General features: G+C 42.7%; 21 protein-coding genes. 3 read left to right on the forward strand and 18 right to left on the reverse strand.

The annotated features are described in order from the left end of the window. Positions 1-260 precede the first annotated feature (260 nt). The 4 genes from BM294_RS08350 to BM294_RS08365 form a co-directional block, all read right to left on the reverse strand. A complete protein-coding gene (locus BM294_RS08350; RefSeq protein WP_091206847.1) occupies positions 261-578 on the reverse strand; it encodes an L-rhamnose mutarotase in 318 nt (105 codons plus the stop codon). Between the two features lie 149 nt (positions 579-727). Next, the gene (locus BM294_RS08355) at positions 728-2,377 is read right to left on the reverse strand and encodes a rhamnulokinase (RefSeq protein WP_091206850.1); all 1,650 of its coding nucleotides are present in this window, start codon (positions 2,375-2,377) and stop codon (positions 728-730) included. Between the two features lie 176 nt (positions 2,378-2,553). Beyond that, positions 2,554-3,411 carry a rhamnulose-1-phosphate aldolase gene (rhaD, locus tag BM294_RS08360; protein ID WP_091206853.1) on the reverse strand — a complete coding sequence of 286 codons (858 nt, stop codon included), beginning with the start codon at positions 3,409-3,411 and terminating at the stop codon, positions 2,554-2,556. A 187-nt stretch (positions 3,412-3,598) separates the two neighbouring features. Beyond that, a complete protein-coding gene (locus BM294_RS08365; protein WP_091206855.1) occupies positions 3,599-4,846 on the reverse strand; it encodes an L-rhamnose isomerase in 1,248 nt (415 codons plus the stop codon). Between the two features lie 411 nt (positions 4,847-5,257). On the opposite strand from BM294_RS08365, the gene BM294_RS08370 reads away from it, so the two are divergent. Both BM294_RS08370 and BM294_RS08375 read left to right on the forward strand, forming a co-directional pair. Next, a complete protein-coding gene (locus BM294_RS08370) occupies positions 5,258-6,229 on the forward strand; it encodes an AraC family transcriptional regulator (protein WP_091206858.1) in 972 nt (323 codons plus the stop codon). Positions 6,230-6,593: 364 nt separating this feature from the next. Then, positions 6,594-8,678, forward strand: a complete 2,085-nt coding sequence (locus BM294_RS08375; protein WP_091206861.1) for a S41 family peptidase — start codon at positions 6,594-6,596, stop codon at positions 8,676-8,678. Between the two features lie 109 nt (positions 8,679-8,787). On the opposite strand, the gene BM294_RS08380 is transcribed toward BM294_RS08375, so the two are convergent. From BM294_RS08380 to BM294_RS08405, 6 genes are all read right to left on the reverse strand, one after another. Beyond that, positions 8,788-10,131, reverse strand: a complete 1,344-nt coding sequence (locus BM294_RS08380) for a metallophosphoesterase family protein (protein WP_175494602.1) — start codon at positions 10,129-10,131, stop codon at positions 8,788-8,790. 125 nt (positions 10,132-10,256) lie between these two features. Then, positions 10,257-10,793, reverse strand: a complete 537-nt coding sequence (locus BM294_RS08385) for a DUF308 domain-containing protein (protein WP_091206867.1) — start codon at positions 10,791-10,793, stop codon at positions 10,257-10,259. Between the two features lie 25 nt (positions 10,794-10,818). Then, positions 10,819-11,937: a DUF6765 family protein gene (locus BM294_RS08390; RefSeq protein ID WP_091206870.1), complete on the reverse strand. Its 1,119-nt coding sequence runs from the start codon at positions 11,935-11,937 to the stop codon at positions 10,819-10,821. 144 nt (positions 11,938-12,081) lie between these two features. Beyond that, the gene (locus tag BM294_RS08395; protein ID WP_091206872.1) at positions 12,082-12,624 is read right to left on the reverse strand and encodes a hypothetical protein; all 543 of its coding nucleotides are present in this window, start codon (positions 12,622-12,624) and stop codon (positions 12,082-12,084) included. Positions 12,625-12,663: 39 nt separating this feature from the next. Further along, the gene (locus BM294_RS08400) at positions 12,664-13,230 is read right to left on the reverse strand and encodes a hypothetical protein (RefSeq protein ID WP_091206874.1); all 567 of its coding nucleotides are present in this window, start codon (positions 13,228-13,230) and stop codon (positions 12,664-12,666) included. A 115-nt stretch (positions 13,231-13,345) separates the two neighbouring features. Beyond that, positions 13,346-14,770: a hypothetical protein gene (locus tag BM294_RS08405; RefSeq protein WP_091206877.1), complete on the reverse strand. Its 1,425-nt coding sequence runs from the start codon at positions 14,768-14,770 to the stop codon at positions 13,346-13,348. 385 nt (positions 14,771-15,155) lie between these two features. Here BM294_RS08405 and BM294_RS08415 point away from each other — a divergent pair, with 385 nt between their 5' ends. Then, on the forward strand, positions 15,156-16,391 hold the full coding sequence (locus tag BM294_RS08415; RefSeq protein ID WP_091206938.1) for a cysteine desulfurase family protein: 1,236 nt from the start codon (positions 15,156-15,158) through the stop codon (positions 16,389-16,391). 44 nt (positions 16,392-16,435) lie between these two features. Here BM294_RS08415 and BM294_RS08420 read toward each other — a convergent pair whose 3' ends face one another. The 8 genes from BM294_RS08420 to BM294_RS08450 all read right to left on the reverse strand — a co-directional run bounded on the left by BM294_RS08420 (position 16,436) and on the right by BM294_RS08450 (position 23,663). Next, positions 16,436-17,545, reverse strand: a complete 1,110-nt coding sequence (locus BM294_RS08420) for a KamA family radical SAM protein (RefSeq protein WP_091206882.1) — start codon at positions 17,543-17,545, stop codon at positions 16,436-16,438. 233 nt (positions 17,546-17,778) lie between these two features. Beyond that, positions 17,779-18,438 (reverse strand): thiaminase II, encoded by a 660-nt coding sequence (tenA, locus tag BM294_RS08425; RefSeq protein ID WP_091206885.1) that lies wholly within the window; start codon positions 18,436-18,438, stop codon positions 17,779-17,781. Between the two features lie 126 nt (positions 18,439-18,564). After that, positions 18,565-19,113 (reverse strand): chromate transporter, encoded by a 549-nt coding sequence (locus BM294_RS08430; protein WP_091206888.1) that lies wholly within the window; start codon positions 19,111-19,113, stop codon positions 18,565-18,567. A 169-nt stretch (positions 19,114-19,282) separates the two neighbouring features. Continuing rightward, positions 19,283-19,834: a chromate transporter gene (locus tag BM294_RS08435; protein ID WP_091206891.1), complete on the reverse strand. Its 552-nt coding sequence runs from the start codon at positions 19,832-19,834 to the stop codon at positions 19,283-19,285. Positions 19,835-20,309: 475 nt separating this feature from the next. Further along, positions 20,310-21,590, reverse strand: coding sequence for an O-acetylhomoserine aminocarboxypropyltransferase/cysteine synthase family protein (locus BM294_RS08440; RefSeq protein ID WP_091206895.1), 1,281 nt, complete (start codon positions 21,588-21,590; stop codon positions 20,310-20,312). 399 nt (positions 21,591-21,989) lie between these two features. Next, a complete protein-coding gene (locus tag BM294_RS08445; protein WP_091206940.1) occupies positions 21,990-23,084 on the reverse strand; it encodes a glycerol dehydrogenase in 1,095 nt (364 codons plus the stop codon). A gap of 133 nt (positions 23,085-23,217) precedes the next feature. Beyond that, the gene (locus tag BM294_RS15875) at positions 23,218-23,391 is read right to left on the reverse strand and encodes an alpha-L-rhamnosidase C-terminal domain-containing protein (RefSeq protein WP_175494603.1); all 174 of its coding nucleotides are present in this window, start codon (positions 23,389-23,391) and stop codon (positions 23,218-23,220) included. Between the two features lie 56 nt (positions 23,392-23,447). Further along, positions 23,448-23,663: a helix-turn-helix domain-containing protein gene (locus tag BM294_RS08450; protein ID WP_091206898.1), complete on the reverse strand. Its 216-nt coding sequence runs from the start codon at positions 23,661-23,663 to the stop codon at positions 23,448-23,450. Positions 23,664-23,813 lie beyond the last annotated feature (150 nt).

Consider the following 23,813-nt stretch of genomic DNA (forward strand, 5'->3'; position numbering starts at 1 on the left):
GCGGTAGCAGTTCAGGCAGGGATTGTGTTAGTTTCCACCAGAGGGCATCAATCAAAAAACGGGGCGCTTCGGCAAAAAAATCCGAAAAAGCCCCCTAAGAACCACTACGCCATCGGCAGTTTCTGAGTTTTCCTGATGAAAACTCAGAATTGCCGATGGGATCAAGGATAAAATCTCCAAGTTGTTCTAAGGGGAGCTTTTTTGATTTTTTAAGCCCTAGCTTAACGTTTTTATTGATGCCCTCTGGTTCTGATCAGAACTCAATCCAGCCTGAATACCGGTTCAAGCTTTGGTTGTGCACCGGTAACAGGATCCATGACCAATTCGAGGATATCCTTCATATACTCGTTCCATCTGTCAACCACAGCACTTTCCGCCTGGGTCTTCTCGGCGTAGGTTACCCCTTTTTCGCACTCATAGTATCCGAAAAGTTCGTCTCCGTCTGCAAATATGGTGTAGTTTACGATTCCTGCTTTCTTCAGAACCTCCACCATCTCCGGCCAGATTTCGTTGTGTCTCTTTATATATTCTGCCTTGCATCCCGGTTTGATGCGGCCTCGCCATGCCATTCTTTCCATTTTTTCACCTTTCTGTTTTATGCAAATGCTTATATCCGGACATAGATACAACAACATGTGTTCTGCGTCCGGTATTAACGTTGATTTATACTTTTATTTCAATTTTTAAATTCTATACTTTTAAGGTGCTGAAATTCCCCGTCAGTATTTCATTCTTCCGGTTTGTAACACTTTACATCAAATGATTCTGACACAGCTTTTCTAAACATCCAGAGGTCTTCATATACCCCTGCCGCTATCATTTGGGCTCCGATATTTCCGATGGCTGTGGCCTCTCCGGGACCTGCAATTACCTTAAGTCTGGTCTCTTTTGCAGTAAGCTCATTCAGCCACTCTGCATTGGAACCGCCACCTACGATATGAATAGTCTCATACCGTTTTTTTGTTATACCTTCAATTTCCTGTACTGCCTTTCTGTAGCAGACAGCGAGTGAATGATATATGACTCTGGCAATCTCCCATGGGGTTTCCGGCACCTGCTGCCCTGACTCACGGCAGGCCGCTTTCACCTCTTCTATCATAGATTTGGGGGCAAGGAATCTTGAGTCATTGGCATCGACTACAGAGTTGATGGAAGCCTCTTTGGCTTTTGAGCATAGATTTGCAAAGCTGAAATATTTCTTTGCATCTTCTATGTTTATTTCTTCTGTTTCTCCGCATATATCGTCCGACTTATGGGATTCTCCTGCGGTCTCCCGCTTATCCTGCATCTTAGGGTCTGATACCTCATAAGCTTTTTCAATATATAAATCGTAATCAGCAATCAGCTCTTTCTGAACTGACTGTATCATCCAAAGTCCCATGATGTTTTTAAGGAAACGGAATCTGTGATCGAAGCCGCCTTCGTTGGTGAAGTTGGCATCATGAGCCTCGTGAGAACGTTCAGGACTGAGAAGTTCTGTTCCGAGAAGTGACCAGGTTCCTGATGAGATATAAAGCACATCTTCAGAAGTTGAAGGCACGCTCATAACAGCTGAACCGGTGTCGTGAGTGGCAGGAAGGATGACCTTACAGTCAAAGCCAACCTCTTCGATGACTTCCGGAAGAAGACATCCACACTTTCCCCGGCTTTCGGAATCAGGTGTTTCTTTCAGATTTCCGGTGCCTACACATGTTGTCTCCCCGGACTGATCACGAGACTTCTCCTTTACAACAGTTCCCGGCATGGACAGTTCACCGAACAGCTTATCAGGAAATCCCAGCTTCTTTATCAGCTCCCTGTCCCAGTCACAGCTAACGGCATCCAAAAGCTGAGTGGTTGAAGCATTGGTATACTCCTGCTTCTTTACGCCCGTAAGAAGGAAGTTTAGATAATCCGGCACCATGAGAAAACTACCGGCCTTCCGGAGCCATTCAGGACGCTGTTCTTTAACCGCATTAAGCTGATAGATGGTATTGAATGTGGCCTTCTGTATGCCTGTGCGATCATAAAGCTCTTTTTCGGAAATCACTTTATACACTTCCGAATCCTGTCCCTCGGTACGACTGTCTCTATAGGCAAAACAGGGACCAAGTTTTTCGTTGTTTTCATCGAGAAGCACATAGTCCACCGCCCATGTATCGATGGCCATGGAATAAGGAATCTTTCCTGCCTCACAGCACTTCTTCATACCGGTCTTTATCTCACGGAAAAGTCTTTCCGTATCCCATACCTTATGTCCATTCTCTTCATCCATGCCGTTCAGGAATCTGTATATCTCTTCCAGCACTATCTTTCCGTCTTCAAGATGGGCAAGGATATGTCTTCCGCTGGAAGCACCGATGTCCACCGCCAGATAGTAAATTCTTTCTTCGTTCATTTTCACCTCCATGAGCCAGGCACAAGTCATATTCATCCGGACTCGTATCTGACACATTATTCGTTCTGATGCTTACTTTCAGGTTTTTCGTAAGTCTTTGTGTATCTCCCGATATATCAAAAAACGTCGGCTCCGGGATCAATAGGGAGCCAACGCCAAGTTTGCATTAACCTGATTTAATCCTGCGGCATTTCTCCGATAAATCCGGTCTTTCTCTCATACAGGAACTGCTCGTCAATCTCAATTCCGAAGGGCTCATTGAGCTCTCTGAACTGTTGAGGTGTAATGGTGTTTAATTTTCTGTCCGTCATAGACATTACCTTTACAAGTACCTCCGCAGCCTTCTCAACCGTATGCATGAGACCGAAAGTAATGTCAAAGTCCGTTCCGCATGCAAATGCTCCGTGATGTGCCCAAACCGCAAAGTCCTTTGTCTCCATAACCTTCGCGGTAGCCTCACCAATGAGCTTTCCGCCGCAGAGAAGCCATGGGATGACGCCGATTCCCTTAGGGAACACAACAGGGCACTCGGTAGCCATCTCAAATATCTCTCTGGTGAACACTCTGTCGTTGAGAGGAAGCACATAGGTAAGAGCGATGACATTGGTCGGATGGCAATGATAAACTACTCTGATGTTCTCATCTCTCTTCTTGCAAACTTCAAGATTCATGAGATGTGTCGGCAGCTCGGAAGTCGGCTTTCCTCCATCCACAAGACCCCAGACTATCTGATACTTTGTTCCGGTTTCATCGAGACGGATAATGCAAAGGTTCTCCTCCGGAAAAGTCTCCATGTTTCTCATATACTTTCCTGATCCTGTAACCATGAAGTATTCATTCTTAAGAGCCGGTACCTCTGTACCAAGTTCCTTCCACTCTGCATCAAAACTGAATTCACCCTCAAGAGCCTTCACTTCTTCCTCTTTCATTCTGTAGCTTAAGTTTCCGCCGTTTCTCTCATGCCAGCCCTGATCGAATCCATCCTGACACATTCTTGTGAAACCTTTTAATAATTTTGAATCTGTTACTTTCATTTTTACCTCCTTGGGTCAGGCACGAGCCGGATTCATCTGAGCCCGTATCTGACCCACCTACAAACTTTGAAAGTTCGTTCACTTTCAAACTTATATCTCCACAAAAGCCATTATTCTTAAATCAGCACATAGTCACCCGGTACCTTAAATTAAAAGCCAAAGGTGCCAGGCATTATTTCCAATCGAATCATCCTCTCTTTGAAAGAACCTCAGATTCGTATTTCCTGCAGTCCTCGAACCACTCATCCTCTTTAAGTACCCCCTGCTTCTCGCAGTAGCAGTCCCAGATATCTCCAAAAGGAAGAGTCTTCACTCTTTCTCTAAGGCTCATAAGTTCTGTAAAGTTACGCTTATCCTGAAGCTCCTTAAGCTTCTCATTCGGGGTAAGGCAAGCATAGAGAAGCGCCTTCTCCATATTTCTCATACCGTTTGTCCAGGCTGAAACTCTGTTGATAGATGCATCAAAGTAGTCCATTCCGATGAAGAACTTCTCAGCACCGTTACGTACGATCTCAAGTGCAAGTTCACGAAGGTCATCATTGAACAGAACAACATGATCTGAATCCCAGCGAACAGGACGGGAAACGTGAAGTGCTACCTTGTCATCGAAAAGAAGCATTGATGAAAGCTTGTCTGCAACATTTTCTGTAGGATGGAAGTGTCCGGTATCGATGAGGCAGTAGATGTCATTACGTGATGCATAGTTCATATAGAACTCATGAGAACCTACTGTCATTGACTCCATTCCGATGCCGAAAACCTTTGACTCAACGGAAACCTTAACCTTATCCTTGTCATAAGGAGTGCTGAGGATCTGATCGAGAGAGTCCTTAAGTCTTGCGCGAGGACCCTTTCTGTCAGCCGGGATGTCCTTGAATCCATCAGGAATCCAGATGTTCATGAGACAAGGCATACCTGTCTCGGTTGCCAGATACTCAGAAATCTTAAGAGACTGTATGCCGTGCTGAATCCAGAACTTTCGTACTTCTTCATTTTCAGAAGAAAGAGTTGCGCTTTCTGCAAGCGGATGACTGAAGAATGTAGGATTGAAATCAAGACCAAGTCCGTTTTTCTTTGCAAGCTCAACCCACTTCTTGAAATGCTTCGGCTCAAGTCTGTTTCTGTCTGCCCACTCGCCATCCTCGAAGATCGCATAGCATGCGTGAAGATTCAGCTTATGCTGCTTACCCGGAACGTAGCTTAAAACCTTCTCTATATCCTGAAAAAGCTCCTCCGGTGTACGTGCGCTGTAAGGATAGTTTCCTGTTGTCTGGATTCCTCCGGAAAGAGGTCCCTTCTGATCGAATCCACGTACATCATCCCCCTGCCAGCAGTGCATGGATAATGTTATCCTTTCGGCTTCCTTCATGGCCTTCTCCACATCAACTCCCACCGCTTCATATTTTGCTTTTGCTGTTTCAAATCTCTGATCCATTGTCTTATATCTCCCCTCAATTGACGTTTTTTGAATTATGTTTTCTTCATTTCAACAAGTTTTTAGTTCGAATCGCATCAACGGTAATGTAATATTCCGTAATCTGTTTTCTGATAAATACCTTATAACCATCAGTTAATCCGAATATTGCTTTCAGAACCAACGTCATCATTTATGTGTATAGTATATATAGTTCATATTTGCAGTTTAAGGTCATGAATTGAAGTGTTTTACGTCCTGATTTGCAAAGTGAGTCATGTCATCGTATACTGTTGAGAGATATTAAGGTAATAGTTCAGCAGCATATGCAGAGAAGAATCGGAGGGCAGCCGTTCGTGAATGGCTACCCTCCGACTCTTCAAACGTGTACCGGCTGAACCGTTATATATATAGTCAGTCAAAAGGAGATTTATGAACCCTGAAATACTTGAACAGCTTTCTTATCTGACATCGGAAGAAATGGAACTGCTGAACGGCCATCAGACTATAGACCGTTCCCTTTACTATGCTCCGGAAAAGGGCGAAAAAAATTCCGTCATCGACCACCGAAAGGTGCTGGATAACGGAAAACTCATTGACATTCGCCCACACACAAGATTTGTACATTTTCCGAAGCACAGTCACAACTATATCGAATTCGTATATATGTGTGAGGGCTCTACCAGGCATGTCATTGACGGACAGGATATCACTCTCCGGGAAGGAGATCTTCTTTTCATGAACCAGCATGCCACACAGGAGATATTTCCTGCATCCAGAGATGATATAGCGGTGAACTTCATGATACGTCCTGAGTTTTTTGATTCGGTGCTTCCGAAATTGTCGGGGGATCACAACCCTCTGAGAGATTTTCTTATAAGCTGTCTCACTGACAAGGACATGGGCGGAAACTATCTTTATTTTCAGGTGCATGACCTGCTGCCGGTTCAGAATCTCATGGAGAACCTTATCTGGCTGATGTTGAAAAATCCCGAACAGAAACGAAACCTGGCCCAACAGTCTATGGCGCTGCTTTTCGAGCATCTGGTTTCACAGGATGTAAACATTTGCCTTCCGGAAAATTCCTTTGAACAGGAACTCATGATAAAGCTCTTTAACTACATTGAAACAGAATATAAAAATGCTGCCCTCTCCGAATTTATCGAAAAGAACAGCATCGACATCTATACTATGGGCCGCATCATCAAAAAAAACACGGGTAAAACATTTAAAGACCTTCTTATGGATAAGCGTATGAAAACCGCTGCTTATCTTTTGAGGAATACGGCACTTTCAACCGTTGACATCTCATATAATGTGGGTTATGAAAACACATCGTATTTCCACCGTCTGTTTAAGGAAACTTACGGAATGTCCCCGAGAGAGTTCAGGATTTCCGGGTGAATGAGAACCACCCGGAACTTTAGTCATCACCACGGAGTTCTGGTAAACGGATCAATTTTGGGTGTCATTACTATATTATCAAGGTTTTACTTTTTCCAAACAACATAATCTCAAAAATACAGGCCAATACTTTTCGTAATCAAAATGTAATGAATAAGACATTTTTCTGTTATGTAGCAGTTTGAAGTGGTCGAAATATGTAAATATACGTGAAAAAATCTTAAGTGATATTTTGACGTGAGGGTCAAAGTCTTTGCCACTCACCGATTGGCGCCAACGCACACATTCGTGTGCAATGTGCTATATCATATTTTGCTTTTTTCCGCATTACAAATTGATGGTGAAAACTTCAAGGAGGTCATGAATGAAGAGAACAAAGTTCAATGGTATTTTAGCTTCAGTTATCACAGCAAGTATGATACTGGCTGGATGTAATGCTACTTCAACACCTGAGATAGGTTCAGGAGGAGCAACTGAAACCCAAGCAACCGACGAAGCAACTGCCACAGAATCCGCCAATGAAGAAACCAGTGCGGTTGAAACTGAAAAAGCGGAGGAAACCAGTTCTGCCGAAACTGAAGAATCAGGTGACTCAAAAGAAGCTGACTCAAAGGAATCCAACAAATCCGATTCGGATTCCAAAAATGCCGAAAACGATAATAAAGATACAGCCGGTTTATCTGAAGCTGACAGTGAACAGTTAAATGAATGGCTTGAAAGTGAGTTGACAAGATTGAGAGAGGGCGGACCTCTCCAAAAGGCATTCGAAGCAGGTGACCTGAAGACTAAGGAAGTACCGATCTATTTCAATTCCGCTGAATCCAAGGAAAAGATAACCCTGGCATTCTTTGATCCGGATGAGTCCGTGCCATACATCTCTCTTGAAGATGTTCCTATGGTACTTGAAAATGCTTACCTTATTCAGGCAAAGGATAAAGATTATAAGCTTAAACTCACCAGTGACGGCCGTACTGCAACATTGACAAGAGAAAGCGGAACCTGGATGAAGCTGGATTTCGATGAGAATACCATCACATTCCTGGATCATGACGATTTCCTGAAAGCTTCTAATATGGATTCACTGATGGATGTTGTATCCGAACGTGCATTGGCAAGTGAATCATCAAGAGATCTGTTTGAGCATACCGGTGATTCCTATGAACGTTACGGAGATGTTCTCATACTGAATCTTGATGATTATGGAATTGATCTCATAAGAGACAAGGATAAATATTATATGCCCCTTGCCATAATCAATGATTTTATCCTTACCAGGTTCTATATTCCGCTCGTTTATAATGGCAAGAGTGTGATTCTTTTTACATATGGCGGACTTCAGAACAAGATTCTTTTCACAAATGGCGGATCTCAGAATGAGGATGGAAGTCTCACTGATATAGGTGAACTGTATTATGCCGGCGATACAGGAGAGATAAGCCCTTCCATGGCAGTTTTTAATTATAATGAACTGTGTATGATGCTGGATTATAATTATGGATTAAAGGAAACTCATGGAATCAGTTCTTTTGACCGTATGTTCCTTCAGACCGGAACCAAGTACAGTTTGTTAAGCACTGACCCTAAGGTTAGCGACAGTGCACTTGCTGAATTTATCAATAAGAATCTGGATGACGGACACAGCGGATTCATTCTGCCATCTTACGAAAGCGGTGTAGACGCTGAAATCGAGAATAGTTACGGAAGCTCAATAGCGATAATGATTGATGAAGTGAAACGCTTCGGTCTTGCAAGGGCTGAAGCTTATCCTGATGGCTGTCCCGGATATGAAGAAGTTGGAAACACAGCCTATATCACTTTTGACGGATTCAAGCCTATTCCTGAAGATGCCGACTACTACAAGAATCCTCCTAAAGAAGCAGATCCTGATGATACTGTCGGTCTCATGTTGTATTCCTATGCACAGATAACAAGAGACGGTAGTCCTATAGAGAATGTTGTTCTTGATCTTTCAAACAACGGCGGCGGTGATTCCAATGCTGCAAGTTTTGTACTCGGAACATTTTTAGGCACAGGAATGTACTCAATTCATAACACTATGACAGGGGCTATGATGACAGACTATGTTCATGTGGATCTGAATCTTGATCACAAGTTTGACGAAAAGGATTCTCTCCAGGGATATAAGCTTTACTGTCTGGAATCCTTCAATAGTTTCTCATGCGGAAATCTGGTTCCAAGTGTCTTCAAGAATTCTCATAAGGTTACTCTTTTGGGACAGACATCAGGTGGTGGTTCCTGCATGGTATTGCCCTGTATGTCAGCTACGGGAACTGTTTTCCAGGTTTCAGGCCCGCTTCGTATGGCGTTTACGAAGAACGGAAGCTTCTATGACATCGACCAGGGCGCAGAGCCTGATTTCTATATAGATGACGAAAAGAATTTCTATGACAGAAAGGCTCTTACAAAGTATATCAACGGGTTGTTCTAAATAACTTCTTGCCATTCTAAAATGTAAAAAAGATTTATCAAATGTTAATGGGCGGTTCTTTTGCAGAAACCGCCCTTTAATATTTACAGATAGTTCGGGAACTACCTTTTCACATTACTATTTCCAGTTCCCGTCCACTGTGCTTTGTATTTTCAATCATGGATTCCATCCATGGCCCGTAATTATGATTCCAGAGAGCTTTCAGCATATCTTTGTAATTGGGATCTTTCTTTAGATCCTCTTTATGTTCAGCTATAGACCCTTCTTCGTAGTAAAGGAAGAAACGCTCAATAAGCTTAAGAACATTTTCCTTCTTCACTCCCTGAAGACCTTCACCCTCTAAAAGACCGGACAATGTCTCTTTCAGAAAATCCGAGCTTTCCGCTTCAAGCTTTTGAAGTTCAGGCTCAACCGAACTCCCGTAAGTATCAAAATCTATAGGCTCTGCATAATAAACCATCCGGTCATCTCCAACTGCCAGATTTCCCATGAGATGCTTTCCTGAATACGGCATTCCGCTCAGGATCTCCCACAGTCCGTCCGCTTCCGTTATGTACTGTGAATGCATATGACCTGTGATTACCAGCTTAACTCCTCCATCCCTGAGAACCTGAGGAAGCTCTTTATTGTGTATCACATGAGACTCTTCACCCTTTTCACCTGTTCCATAGAGGACATTGTGATGTGAGAGGAATACCACCTTACGGCCTTTATATTTTTCAAGCATTGCTCTTAGCCACTTCATTGTCTCATCTGAAAATTCTCCCTGTGCTCCAATGTGAAGAGCCTTATCGTCCATGGCAAGAAATACCACATCCTTTACTATCGCTGTATAGCTAAGTGATGAAGGATCTCTGTCAACAGGATCCGGCAGTTCAGAATATGCCTCCTCATATTCTGCTTCATTCATCAGATCAAAGTCATGATTGCCGGTGGTCACAATAACAGGAATCCCGCTGTCCTTTATTTTCCTGAGTTTAGCGATCAGCCCTGAAACATCTCCGGAATAACCGCTGTTTGTATTGTCCCCTGTCATTATGAACACATCAGGATGTTTCGATATGACTTCCTGAACTATTGTATCCGCAATCTCCTCTGCCACCGCCATGCCGGGCACACTCTTATGATCCACCTCTTTATATTCGGTATAGTGAAGATCCGATATGATCATAGCCTTAAGACTGTTCCCGTCAGACCATAATGAATCCTGCTTCAAAAGCGGTTCGTCAGAACCCATGTGTAAAGAGGCATCGCCTACCGAATCAGAAACATTGCCTGAAACATTCTGTCCGCTAACACCGTTTGATCCACAGGCAGTTAAAAGCATGGCTGACATTACCGCCAACACAAAAAATCTCACTATAACAGATAAGTTCTTATCCAGACGATTCACCGGCAGAATACTCCCGGGAAAAGATGATTCATTTATTGCTTCTTCAGACCTGATTCTCATTGTCATCCTTCTATATCTCATCATCTCCTCCTTGAGATTCTTAAGAAACGGTGGCCGGGTCATAAAGTCTCAAATCAACGTGCAAGCACGTGATTTGGTACTTTTGACCCTTACATCATAAAATCTCACGGTATATACTGCAGCATGGTTGTTCTTCTGAATGCCGATATGAAATGCATTATCCCCGAATACACAAGTCCGAAACCATATATAAATACCGCAATGATGGTATCCTTTATAAAAATGATGCAGATTAGTGCAAGCATGACATCCATGATTCCATGGCTCAGTTTCAGTTTAAAATGTTTTGAACCGTTTCTTCTGGTCTCGTTCGCCCTAAGTATCTCTATGAGTCCCGTAAAGGCGTGCAATACTGCAAAATATAAAAGGACATATACCCTGGGAACATCATTAAATGACAAAGTAAGAAGTGCGAAATCAATCATGATAGCACCGGTGTAAAGGGATCTTTTTCCCCCGACCATGAACCTGGACATGGTGAAATAGTATACCAGTGTACTCACACCCGACAGAAAAAATCCCGTTCCGATCAAGGCAAGTATAAAAGTATATGATTCAGCAGGAAAACTCATTATCAGAATGGCGATACTGATCAGCAGGATCCCGTACAATATGCTTTTCACTCTTTGAAACTGTGTCATAAGAACCTCTTTCCGCTATACACTATCACTTAATCTTCAGAAGCTTCAGGATTCCCTTTCCCTTTGAAATAATTTTTGATAAACCTGCAAGTCTGTTTCCGGATTTAAATATTTCTCCCGTAACCATTGCCTTCTGAGCCTTTGCAGCTACTATGAATCCGCCGATATATGTTCCGTCTTTTTCTTTCTTCCCGGCCTTTTGATACTCTTCCTGATACTTTTCGATATCAAAATCCTCTATTTCATGACCGGACAGTTCTTCTCCAAATGCCTTCCAGTCACTGCACGCATTAAGCTGCCTCTTTCTCAATATACTGTCTATCCGGTCTCCGTACTTTTCAAACACCGAATCTTCATATCTGCCCTTTTCAAATGTATCGATGCTTCCCTTCAGATATTTCATGGCATAAATCATCTGCGAAAAAGCCTTTTTATAATCAGAAGGATTGTCCTTTATGATTTCCTGATACTCGCCCCATGCCGGAAGATACTTGTATGTTGCAAATGAATAATCCGGGAAATGTCCCGCCCGACCGTGTCCCAGATTCATGATGGAGTTTTCCCTGCTCTGAAACAGACTGTTACTGTAAAGTCCATTCTCAATATCATCCGGTGCGGAAGGATTATGTCTGAACTTCACCTTTCTCCATTCATCACGTAACTCATAAAAATGATCATCTGTATTGTTTATCACAAGGGACGGGGTCCCTGCGAAATATCTGTGAGCCCAGGTATCCGCAAGAACATGCATGGCAATGCCTATATGCTGAAGGCCATTTCCCTTTGCAATCTCAACCGTTTTTACCAGAAGGTCTCCGTTCGGGCCGCATATCAGCCTGTATCTATCCATGTATCTCTTCGTGCGTTTTTCCTTCTTCGCATACAGATCCGCAGGCAGAAAATGAAAAGATGCCCAGATCCTCGTTATATCCTGAAGACCAATGATATCTGTCCTGGCATCCATCATTTCAAGCTGAAGCTGTGTCGTCGCAGCATTGAGAGGCCCACCTATCTTCGAAAGAAGTGTCCGTGAGCAAAGATCAACAAACTGGGCGCTATAGCAAATATCCAGACTCTCTTCATGGGAAAAACCGGCGAGAAAAGCCGCGCAATATGTGGCATAATAATGAAAATCTTCCTGCATATCAGTAACTCTATTCTTTCTTCTCCGTAAAACAGACCTGCATTTCCTTTATACGCATGTCCAAATCCATATCCGAATGCTCCGTATTTAAACTTCGTGGAAGTTCCTTTGTCACTGTCACCAGTCTCACATTACTCACTTCAATTAAACCGTATCTGTCACTTTATTATCTGCCCTCAGTTTTTCGATCCGTATCGCAGAATAGATCATATCGAAAAGTGCAAAACAGGTGGTGATGTCTACCAGCGCTGAAGCAATAGCCGTATCAATATTTTCCAGGCCTTTTGTCGTTGTGAAATATCCCGGAATGCCAATGAAATCCAGAATCAAAAGGATTGCCGCTGCAATGAGAAATCCTTTCTTTCTGTGTTTATCTCTTGCATAAGATATGGCTCTTCGTCCAATATACACAAACAAAAGGAAGGCGATCAAAATCAATATAAAATACACAATCAAAAGCAGCATCCCAAGCTCTTCTTTATCCGCTTCACTGACCTCCATCAGTTCCCAGACTGTCTTTCCACCCAGTGCTATGGTTATGACTCCTTTCAGCACTGACCAGATTGCAAATGCAAGCATCGCTCTGCCGCTAACCTCGATATTCTTTTTATATCTTCTGATTTTAACTGTAATCTCTTCCATATCTCTACGCTTCGCCCAAAGACTTAAGGCTGTGGCACCGGCCACAGCCCTCCTATCAATATACACTGCAAACGACTATGCTGCCTATTTTGACTTTCCTGTAGTATCTCCATCACCCGGCATGATAGAGCATCCCATATATCCAATAGTCTCAAGAACCTTATCTCCTGTTGTAGGTGCAAAAGAAAATTCCAGAATATATCCGTTTTCTGTTTCAAACGCCAGACAGGATGTATCATCATCGGGCATATCATATGAGATTGCGGTATTGCCATTCACTTTAATATAGTTTGCATACTCAACACCATCAGTCTTTTTCAGCGCCTCCAGGTATTCTTCAAGATCAAGACCGGTATTCACATATACCACTGCAACAGCACAATCCTGATTCTTAGACTCATAGTACCCTATGTATCCATCCTCCTTATCATCGGCTGTCAACTCTACTTCTTTAATGCTGTTGGGAATCCACATCTTACAGTCAACTTCATCAAAATTCACGAATCTTCCCTTGGAAATGATATCATCACCGGACTCTTCATCCAGTGCCACAACATCAGACCAGTTCAGCTCCACAACCTCATCCGCAAATGCAACAATGTTACACATCAGCATGCAGAAAGTAAGCATTACTGCCAAAAGCTTCTTCATGATACGATACCTCCTTTTCATATATAAGCGGGTGTCTTTGCCCGGGATCCCATGTCATTTAACGTGGAAGCCCTACTATCTTATCTCGACGTTTTGTACAGTCACTATAAGGAAATCAATACCCTTCCTGCATGAATCTGACCTGATCATACTGAATATAGATATCACAGGAATCAAACTTACCATCGAATTTCAGTTTCGCTGAGTCCTTCTGTGTATCCTTAAACATTCCCTCACTGAAAGAAACCTCTTCAGCTCCGACTGTCTTTTCGCCTTTACGATAAACAACCGTAGCACTGCAGCTTACAGTGTTATATTCATCAAATCCGGGACCGTTCATGGTTCCCGATGCATCCGCTTCCAGTACTCTGCCTGTTTCTGTGTCCTTCATGACAATTTCAGGTGCTGTGAGAAGTCGTCCTTCCGTCGTCCATGCCGCAGGTGGCATAAGCCAGAATTCTGTATCATTTTCAAATTCCGGATCCCAGATGATCTCTTCCCCCGGTTCAAGGAAAAGATCATAAACCGAATTATTCCTGCTGCCGCTGAAAATGATGGCACTGTTAATATTCCAGTCCACATTCTCATTTGAAATGTTTACAGCATGGAGAAGAATAGTTCCATCTGCAGCTTTGAAAAAGTCGTACTGCACTTTTCCTTCCGGACTTTCATAGACTTCACTTCCATCACAGTTTGTGATACATCCTTCTGATTTGTAAGAATCATATACACTGTCAGGAAGGTTCACCGCACCATCCACAAGCTTCTCAATCAGGATCTCACAGTGATCGAAATTCTCAGGGCAGTATGCCGAAAACTCATTTTCTCTGGTCCAGACCGGACTATAGTAGATCAGATGATCATCAACGTCATAGAAAAATGAGTGTACATCCCCTATGTCTGTATCCGTTGCACCAACCTTAACGTCCACCTTCTGCCAGCCATCATACATTCCTCCCTTTTCCGGTTCTCCGGAATAGAGTTTTATCTTTGACGATGGGAAGTTATCGATCATCATGACTGTATTATGAGATTTTTCTCTTGCATAGGCTGTTATCTCAAGGTTTTCATAGCTGTCTTTAAGCGCATCATCTTCGAAGCTGAATCCAAGGATATCCTCTGCGCCTTCCATAAGTATCTCCGTTTCACGGGATACCGCAGCAAGAGCATTCCCTTCTGAATCTCTAAATACACAGAGAATAAATGCTCCCGCAGGAAAGCTGTTTCTATTCTTAACCCTGAGTACAAAATCATTTGAACTGCCCCTGATTTTTTCAGCACTGAGCTCGAACTCTCCCATGCCGGGGATGGTTTTTAATTTAGACGAAAACTCTTCTGCCAAAGTCTCCTCCGAGGCCGAAAGCTTTACTCCCTTCCCGTCACCTTTGGCCTCTATCCTTCCATGGCCCTCATCCTTGCCTGAAATATTTTCATTATGATCGCATCCTGAGAGATTGAAAACGAGAAATGTAAATATCAAAAGTGGCAGAACACCACGTATCACTCCGGAAACCTGTTCTTTACCTGAAATCCTTTTCATAACACTCCATCCTATCCCTGACTATATGTAAATACTTCAATCCTTAACTTACATACGGTGAATGCCTTATTATCTGCCGAAAGCGCGGAGCGTCGACGCGCAGATAACCTTATATCATCCACACTACTTATTTCATCGGCAGATTGAAGTTCGTCTATAAGAATAAGGTCCGATTCCATAGATTTTTTGATTTGCCTCTTCATAGTTCCGGCTTCATAGGTTTATCTAAAAAACAATGTTTTATTTCCTAGTCTTTTGCTAGGTTTTTGATATAATGATACAAGTGCCATAAGTATTTGCCACTCACTGATTAGCGCTAACGCACACATTCGTGTGCATAGAGCAGGAATCCTTACATCATATGACTATTCAGAAAGAGTACGAAATGAAAGATTATTATTACATGGATAATGCGGCCACCACACCGCTTTCAAAGGAAGCATTTGAGGCCATGATGCCTTTTCTCACAGATGATTTCGGTAATGCCTCCGCCATATACACCATCGGTCAGCATGCAAAAAGCGCAATCGAAAAAAGCAGAAGAACCATAGCCGCCACCATAGGCGCAAAACCTTCGGAGATATATTTCACAAGCGGAGGTTCGGAATCCGACAACTGGGCACTTGTCGGCAGTAAAGAAATATATGATTCTCTTCATCAGAGCTCTAAAAAAACTGCCTATACAGATTCACAGCCAAAACTGTATAGCGATACGACTTCGGAAAAAAGTAATCCGGGGCACATCATCACCACCGGAATCGAGCACCATGCCATATTGAATACCTGTGAATATCTGGAGGCAAAAGGTGTCGATATCACATATCTTGATGTGGATAAAAATGGTCTTGTGAATCCGGATGATGTTTTTGCCGCGATCCGCCCCGATACATTCCTTGTCAGCATCATGACTGCCAACAATGAAGTGGGCACTTTGCAGCCCATAAAAGAAATCGGAGAAAGACTCAGAGATTTCAGAAAAGAAAGCGGCCAACAGATACTGTTCCACTCAGATGCTGTTCAGGCCTACGGACATATCCCGATAAGCGTAGAGGAGCTTAATCTCGATCTCATGTCTGTAAGCGCACACAAACTTAACGGGCCGAAGGGCATCGGTTTTCTCTTCGTCCGTCGGGGTGTATTGCTTCCTTCATTTATTCACGGAGGTGCTCAGGAGCGCGGAAAACGTGCAGGAACCGAGAATGTTTCAGCTGTTGTGGGATTTGCAAAAGCGGCAGAACTTGCCTGTGCCAACATGAACGAAACTGCAGAAAAAGAGCTGTCCATCAGAAATCATATGATAGAGAGACTGACAACTGAAATCGCAGATACTACGTTGAACGGTGACATTAGCCGGAGACTTCCTAACAATATAAATGTTTCCTTCCGTGACATCGACAGCGAAACCCTGCTGCTTCTCCTGAATGAAAGAAACATTTACGCCAGTGCAGGCTCCGCCTGTGCCAGCGGTTCACTTGAGCCAAGCCATGTGCTGAGCGCTATAGGCCTTGACAACAAGGCAGCCAAATCAAGTCTGAGGCTCACCATCAGTAAGGATACAAGTCTCGATGATGCCGACCATGTGGTTGATGTTTTGAAGGAGCTGGTTGAACGCTTGAGATGAGTCCACGAATCATCTCATTAGATAAGTATTTCCCCGGAATTTTTTTATACCGGATTAAGTTCATAATCAAGCCAGGTCGCATCATCTTTGATATCCGTGATGAAAATCTTTGATCGATCCGCCGGATATTTATTCTGATGAAACTTGAAAAGCATTTTGTCTGCCTCTGATTCTCCAAGGATCTCAATCTTTCCCCGTGGATGACTCATGACATATCGCACGCTCTTACCTAGCCCGTTTTGCAATGCTTTTGCCTCGTCCACGATCTTTACTCCCTTACGGAGCGGTACCTGGAAGTGTCCCTTGACCCCAGTCACCGGACGACATTGGAAAATGTAATAAGGCACCACTTCCAGCCTTGTGAGGCCACGTAATAACTCTCCCAATACATTCGGATCGTCATTTACTCCCTTGAGAAGCACTGACTGATTTCTTACCTGTATGCCTCTTGATTGAAGTTCTTTTACTGCACGAATAGATTCCGGTGTAATTTCCCTTGGATGATTGAACTGCGTTACAACATAAATCGGTTTTACCGACGCATACTTTTCAAATAAATCAAGCAGTTCATTATCCTCATATATTCTCTGAGGGAACGTCACCGGAACACGGGAACCGAAACGTATAAAATCGAGATTCTCTATCTCTGTAAACTCAGAAAGATAGCGGGAAATGATGGCATTAGGATTCATAAGGGCATCTCCGCCTGTGATCAGAACATTGGTGACCTCAGGATGCTCCTTTACATAAGCCGCCGCTTCATCTACTTTCTTATTAAGTTCAGCATCTGACAGCCCCACAAGACGCTTTCTGAAACAGTGACGACAGTACATGGCACACACATTAGTCGAAAGGATAAGTGCCGTCTGAGTGTACTTATGCTGCACACCCTCCCACTTTGTGTTTTCACCTTCGCCACTGGTATCGAAACTTCCCTCCTGCAAAAGCTCTGCTTCGGACGGTATACACATTTTTGCAATCGGGTCGTCAGGATCATTCACATCAATGAGAGAGAAATAGTACGGCGTGATCATCATGGGAAATTTCGATATGATCTTCTCATATTTCTCACGCTCTTCAGCAGGAAGTTCAAGCTTATCGCATAGTTCTTCAGCATTTGTGATACAGTTTTTCAGTTCTTTCTGCCATTCCATTCTCATACCCCTTTCGTAAACTTTCACGCACTTTTGCTCCTATGAAAGATTATATCAGTGAAGGTAAATTGTGAGAACGGTTTTCATTGAGGATAAATTAAAATTCTGTATTATACAGAAAAAGCTCTGATTAAAGCGTTTCCCTGACTGTTTTTTCAACGCGCGCATATATTTTCTTTAAAATTTCGTGCCCCGGCGCCGGAGGCTTTATGACTTGTCAGATTCTCAATATGTCAGATGCTTTTATTCCAGGCCATTTCCCAGAACAGAAGCTCATATCTTGAACATACAGTAAATATATCTATCAAATGATTTATCTGTTTCTCTGAATAATTCGCGGTCAGTTCCTCAAGCTCCCTGAAAAGTATCCTGTTGCTTTCAGCATATTCTTCGGAGGCATATCCCTTTATCCAGTCTCCGTAAAACTCGTCATTGATGCATTCCGGACGGTTTTTTATCATATTTTTTGCTATTAATTCGTAGCTGTATCCGCAGGAAAGAATTGCAGCGATTATCTCTGCTTCACCTTCTTCGTAGGCAACCCGCAGCATATAGGATGTATAGGATAGATTATCAAGAGAACGTTTTGTTGAATCAGCCTCCTCCTGAGATACACCGAATTTACCCATATAGCCACTGTGAACATCCATTTCACCATTCATGATTTCAATGCTTTTGGCGAACATCTGCGCGATCTTTATATTTTTGGATTTGGCTACACCTATGGCATATGTCTTGGCATATTCTTCGAGATAAAGATAGTCCTGAATGATATAAAAGCGGAACTTATCTCTATCAAGTGTTCCGTTTTGTATACCCATGACAAAAGGATGTTTGTAATAACATGCCCATATATCTTTCGTTGCATCAAGAAGTTTTTCTACTGTACTCATGCGTTATTTCCTCCTCTATCCCCAGTGAATCAGGATTGTTTCCGATAATGCTGCTACATTTTCACACGACTTCATTTCCGGACACTGCCGCAAGTGAATCAAGCCATGAAAACAGGCATTTCCGGTTTAACCGAATATAATTCCCAAAACTGCCGCAAAAATAATCAGATGTATCGGTGACGCTTTTCTTTTGAGAAAGCGCTTATGTATAAGCATAAACACTATGAGTATGATCGTTATCAGTATATTCACCGGATTCAGGCCGCTATCCATTCGACAGTTATTTATGATCATATAAAGTCCGGTAGCTATGATTATACCGATTATACATGGCTTTATTCCTCTAAGCACGGCCTGAAAGGCCGGGTTATCCGTAAGATTCTTCAGTATGGTTGATACTATCAGAATAATGACAAATGATGGAACAGCAACAGCCGTTGTGGCTATGACTGCTCCGGGGATTCCGGCCTGACTGCTTCCGATGTAGGTTGCCATATTCACCATGATGGGTCCAGGCGTGCTTTCGCTGACAGCTATCATGTAAGTGAGCTGATCTTCACTGAGCCATCCGTATGTCATGACCACATCACGTATAAGCGGAATAGCACCATAGGCTCCGCCAAAAGCAAATATTCCTATCTGTAAAAATCCAAGAAATAATTCAAGATATATCAAACGATTCTCCCTTTTCTGTAATTATGAAAAATGTATAGTTCTTTCATCATAATTATATATAAAATACTTTTCAGACTGATGATTTAACATAACTACGATATATTGCATATGAACATGTGATATACCGTATAATAGCGTAACATACGCTTTTGACACTCCCATCATAGCATCAGTGCTTCCTCATTTCTGAAACATTATTGTATATGAGGCCAATAACTCCCGCCGTCATCATCATGACAACAGTAGAAATCTTAAATCCCAGCAATTCAGAAGCAAGCATCAGCATCATTGACGTGAAAAAAATGATACGAGGAAAAAGTTTCTTTTTCATACCGGAAAACATCCCGAGACCGGCATTAAATATCAAAAGCCCTACCGCAACTTTGATTCCTCGAAATGCATCGGCAACTACTTTTATTTCCATAAAATTGCTTAAAAAACAAGAGATCACATAGATAATAAGAAAAGACGGAAGTATGACACCAAAAGTTGCAGCGAAAGCCCCCTTTAGACCATTTATCTTGTAACCGACAAATGTAGCACAGTTTATCGCTATGGGTCCCGGAGTTGATTCTGCGATAACTGTCATGTTCATCATCTCGTCATGTGTTATCCATTTCTTTTTCGTAACGCAAATATCTTCAATAAGCGAGATCATGGCATACCCTCCTCCGAAGGTAAAGCATCCGATCTTCGCAAAAGTCAAAAACAGTTCCAGCATATATTCTCCCAAAATAATGTGATGATGTAAGTATTATAATATGATGTAAGGATTCCTTCTTGCACACGAATGTGTGCGTTAGCGCTAATCAGTGAGTGGCAAATACTTTTGCCACTCACGTCATAATATAACTTGTATTGTACATAACAAACAATACTTTACTGCATCTTATCAGAAATACCAACAGGTTCAATATCAAATCCGAAAGCAGGACTTCCTGGTCAAAATCTGATTAATAAATACAAGGCCTTTTGATAAATAAAACAGGCCCTCAAGCAAAAGCCTGAGGGCAACAGGATGTTGATATATTATATGAGTCAAGGGACAAAAGTCTGTCCCACAGATCAAGCTTGCTTGAGAATGGAGGATAGGCTTTATGGTCCGCCCGAACACGAATAACGTAGTCGTTTTGCCTGGCCAAAGGACCCGGGGGGGTAAGTGTTCAGCCAAAACACACCAGGTATTAACATTACAGTTATACTGCTGCAAATCCCTTTTCAAGATCTGCGATGATATCATCGATATGCTCTGTTCCGATGGAAAGTCTGATGGTGCTCTGTGTGATTCCCTGATCCAACAGTTCTTCCTCGGAAAGCTGTGAATGAGTTGTTGTAGCCGGATGGATCACCAGACTCTTAACGTCGGCAACATTGGCAAGAAGTGAGAATATCTCAAGGTTGTCTATGAACTTCCATGCAGCTTCCTTTCCACCCTTTATCTCGAAAGTGAATATAGATGCCCCGCCGTTCGGAAAATACTTCTCATAAAGTGCATGATCAGGATGATCCGGAAGTGACGGATGATTTACCTTCTCTACCTTAGGATGGTTCTTCAGGAACTCAACAACCTTCTTCGTATTCTCTGCATGTCTGTCCAGGCGAAGTGACAGGGTCTCCGTTCCCTGAAGCAGGAGGAATGCATTGAACGGAGAAATAGTCGCTCCGGTATCTCTCAGAAGGATAGCCCTTACATATGTAACAAATGCTGCAGGGCCTACAACATCATAGAAAGATACTCCATGGTAGCTTGGATTTGGTGAAGCGATGTTTGGATACTTTCCGCTTGCTTTCCAGTCAAACTTTCCGGCCTCAACTATAACTCCGCCAAGAGTTGTTCCATGTCCGCCGATGAACTTTGTGGCTGAATGAACAACAATGTCGGCGCCGTGCTCTATGGGTCTTATGAGATACGGTGTTCCGAAAGTATTGTCTATAACAAGCGGAAGTCCATGCCTGTGTGCTATCTCAGCGATGGCATCGATATCAGGGATGTCACTGTTTGGATTTCCGAGAGTCTCAAGATAGATGGCTCTGGTGTTATCCTGTATTGCTCCCTCCACTTCGCTGAGGTCATGAGCATTGACAAAGGTTGTGGAAATACCGTACTGTGGCAATGTATGCTCGAGAAGATTGTAGCTTCCGCCGTAGATTGTTTTCTGGGCTACGATATGACCGCCATTTGCTGCGAGAGCCTGAACAGTGTAGCTTATGGCTGCTGCACCGGATGCCACTGCAAGAGCTGCACTTCCGCCTTCAAGTGCCGCGATTCTCTTCTCGAAAACGTCCTGGGTAGAGTTTGTGAGTCTGCCATAGATATTACCGGCATCTGCAAGTCCAAATCTGTCAGCTGCATGCTGACTGTTTCTGAATACATAGGATGTTGTCTGGTAAATAGGAACTGCTCTCGAATCTGTTGCCGGATCCGGCTGCTCCTGACCTACATGTAACTGAAGTGTCTCAAATCTGTACTTGCTCATATCTCATTTCCTCCCTTTATCCATCCTTTTGATAATGTCTTCCTGTTTACCCGGTCATAAATCACAACGCATATTTTATATATCCGATTTGTGTCAAAAGAATTTGTCACTCACTGATTATCGATACCACACACTTTTGTGAGCATATGACACTTCACTTTTGAACGTCAGAGTTTTATAAAAGAAACATCGTTTTTTATTTCCTAGGTCTTTGCTAGGTTTTCTTATGAAATGATGATACCCCAAATCAAGCAGATATACATAACTCAAAATTTTTATGTCTATCTATAGTCCAAATCTATAGCATGTAAAAAGACAAGAGAATCGTTCTTACTCTGCGATTCCCTTGTCTTTTAATATTTCTATAACTTAGATTTAGTGAAATCCAAAATAAATCACTTACTTTCCAAGAGCTATTCTTCCCATGGCATCTGCCTGCATGATGGCATCATAAAGCTCACATGGCTGGACATCACCTGCAAGGTTATGAATGGTCTCACCGGGTACACAGGCGTTCTCTGCAATGATTCTAACCTGCTCTTCTGTTGTGATTCCGATCTGCTCAAGGGTTACAGGAAGACCGACTTCCAGGCAGAAGCTCTGTACATCATCAAATTCTTCCTTTGTAGCCCCTTCAAGTACAAGCTGTACCAATGTTCCGAGAGCAACACAATCACCGTGATCCGCATGTTTACAGCCTACAGCAGTGACACCGTTATAGAAGGAGTGGGCAGCTGCACAGTTTACATTGTCGGCACCGACACCTGAGAGGTAAACATTGGCCTCAATTATATTCTCAAGAGCAGGAGTAACTACATGGAGCTTACATGCCTCGATAGCCTGCTTTCCATACTGACGGAGTGTCTCATAACAGAGCTTTGCAAGTGCCTGACCGGCTCTGGTGATTCCGGTTCCCTCAAGACTTGAAGACTCTGTACGTATGGAAGCTCTTCCCTCAAAATATGTTCCCAGAGCGTCACCCATTCCGGAGATAAGGAAATGAACCGGTGCGTTGGCGATAACGTTACAGTCAACCATAACGGCATCAGGGTTTGTAGGATAGAACAGATACTTGTCGAAGCTGTGGTCATCGTTATAGATAACGGAAAGTCCTGTACATGGTGCATCTGTTGCTGCAACCGTAGGAACTATGACTATATGCTTTCCCTCGTAATATGCGGTAGCCTTTGCTGTATCAACTGCACTTCCGCCACCGATGGCAACAACAACGTCGATGCTGTCGTTCTTTACTATCTCCTGCATCTTCTTTATTTCACCGTTGCTGGAGATTCCGCCGAAGATTTCATAACGTCTGTAATCGTCATGTCCTTCAAAGCTCTTTTCAATCTTGTCGTGACAAGCCTTGTATCCGCTGTTGGAACATACAAACAGCCAGCGCTTGCCCATGTAACCCATCTCATCGTAAAACTTGTTTAATGCGTCTCGCCCCTGAACGTACTTGAGTGGTTCACGCATTGCTCTTAACCTGCCCATCATAATAAATGTGCCTCCTTATCAGAAAACGTTAATTAATTAACAATGCATATATAATTTTAAACCTCTCAAAATCGTGTTTCAACGTTTTGAATTGTACTTATTGACAAACAATTAACACAATTCTGTATCATTAAATACCACTTTCTTTATAAACCGTTTCATAGTGCCATTCTCCGGAACCGGTTATAACCGGGTTCTCACATCCGGGAAGCACTACTGTGGCTTCTGTATTAGCGGGAACCAGAATATCCAGATTCCAGCCCACTATCGTCTTTTTCTTATTTACTACTATGCTTGTACACATATTCTTGCTTCCCTCCATTTTTTGAAAACTATTCTATTGTTACCACGGTCTATATACTAACGGCACCTTGCTTCTATTGTTATATTCAATCCAAGAAGCATGGCTACCTGAATAGCTTTATCTAGCTGGATAGTTTTCTTTCCATTTTCGAGTTCTGATAAAAAACTGATGCTGAATCCTGTAAAATCCGAAATATACGCTTGAGTGTACCCCAACTGTTTTCTTCTTTCACGCAAAGCTGTTCCAAAGGATTTTGAGTCTGTTATCTTCATTTGATTTTTCTCCGGGTTCTACCATCATTATAGTTGTTTAGTCGTTCGACTAATTCAAATCCTATCCTTAGACATTATCTGCTTTTAATACTTTTTCAGTTTTTTTGATATAATGAGATGATGCATTTCTAATAAACATCATGATGCATC

Origin of the sequence: Oribacterium sp. WCC10 (assembly GCF_900113415.1) — a bacterium.
GTDB lineage: Bacteria > Bacillota > Clostridia > Lachnospirales > Lachnospiraceae > Oribacterium.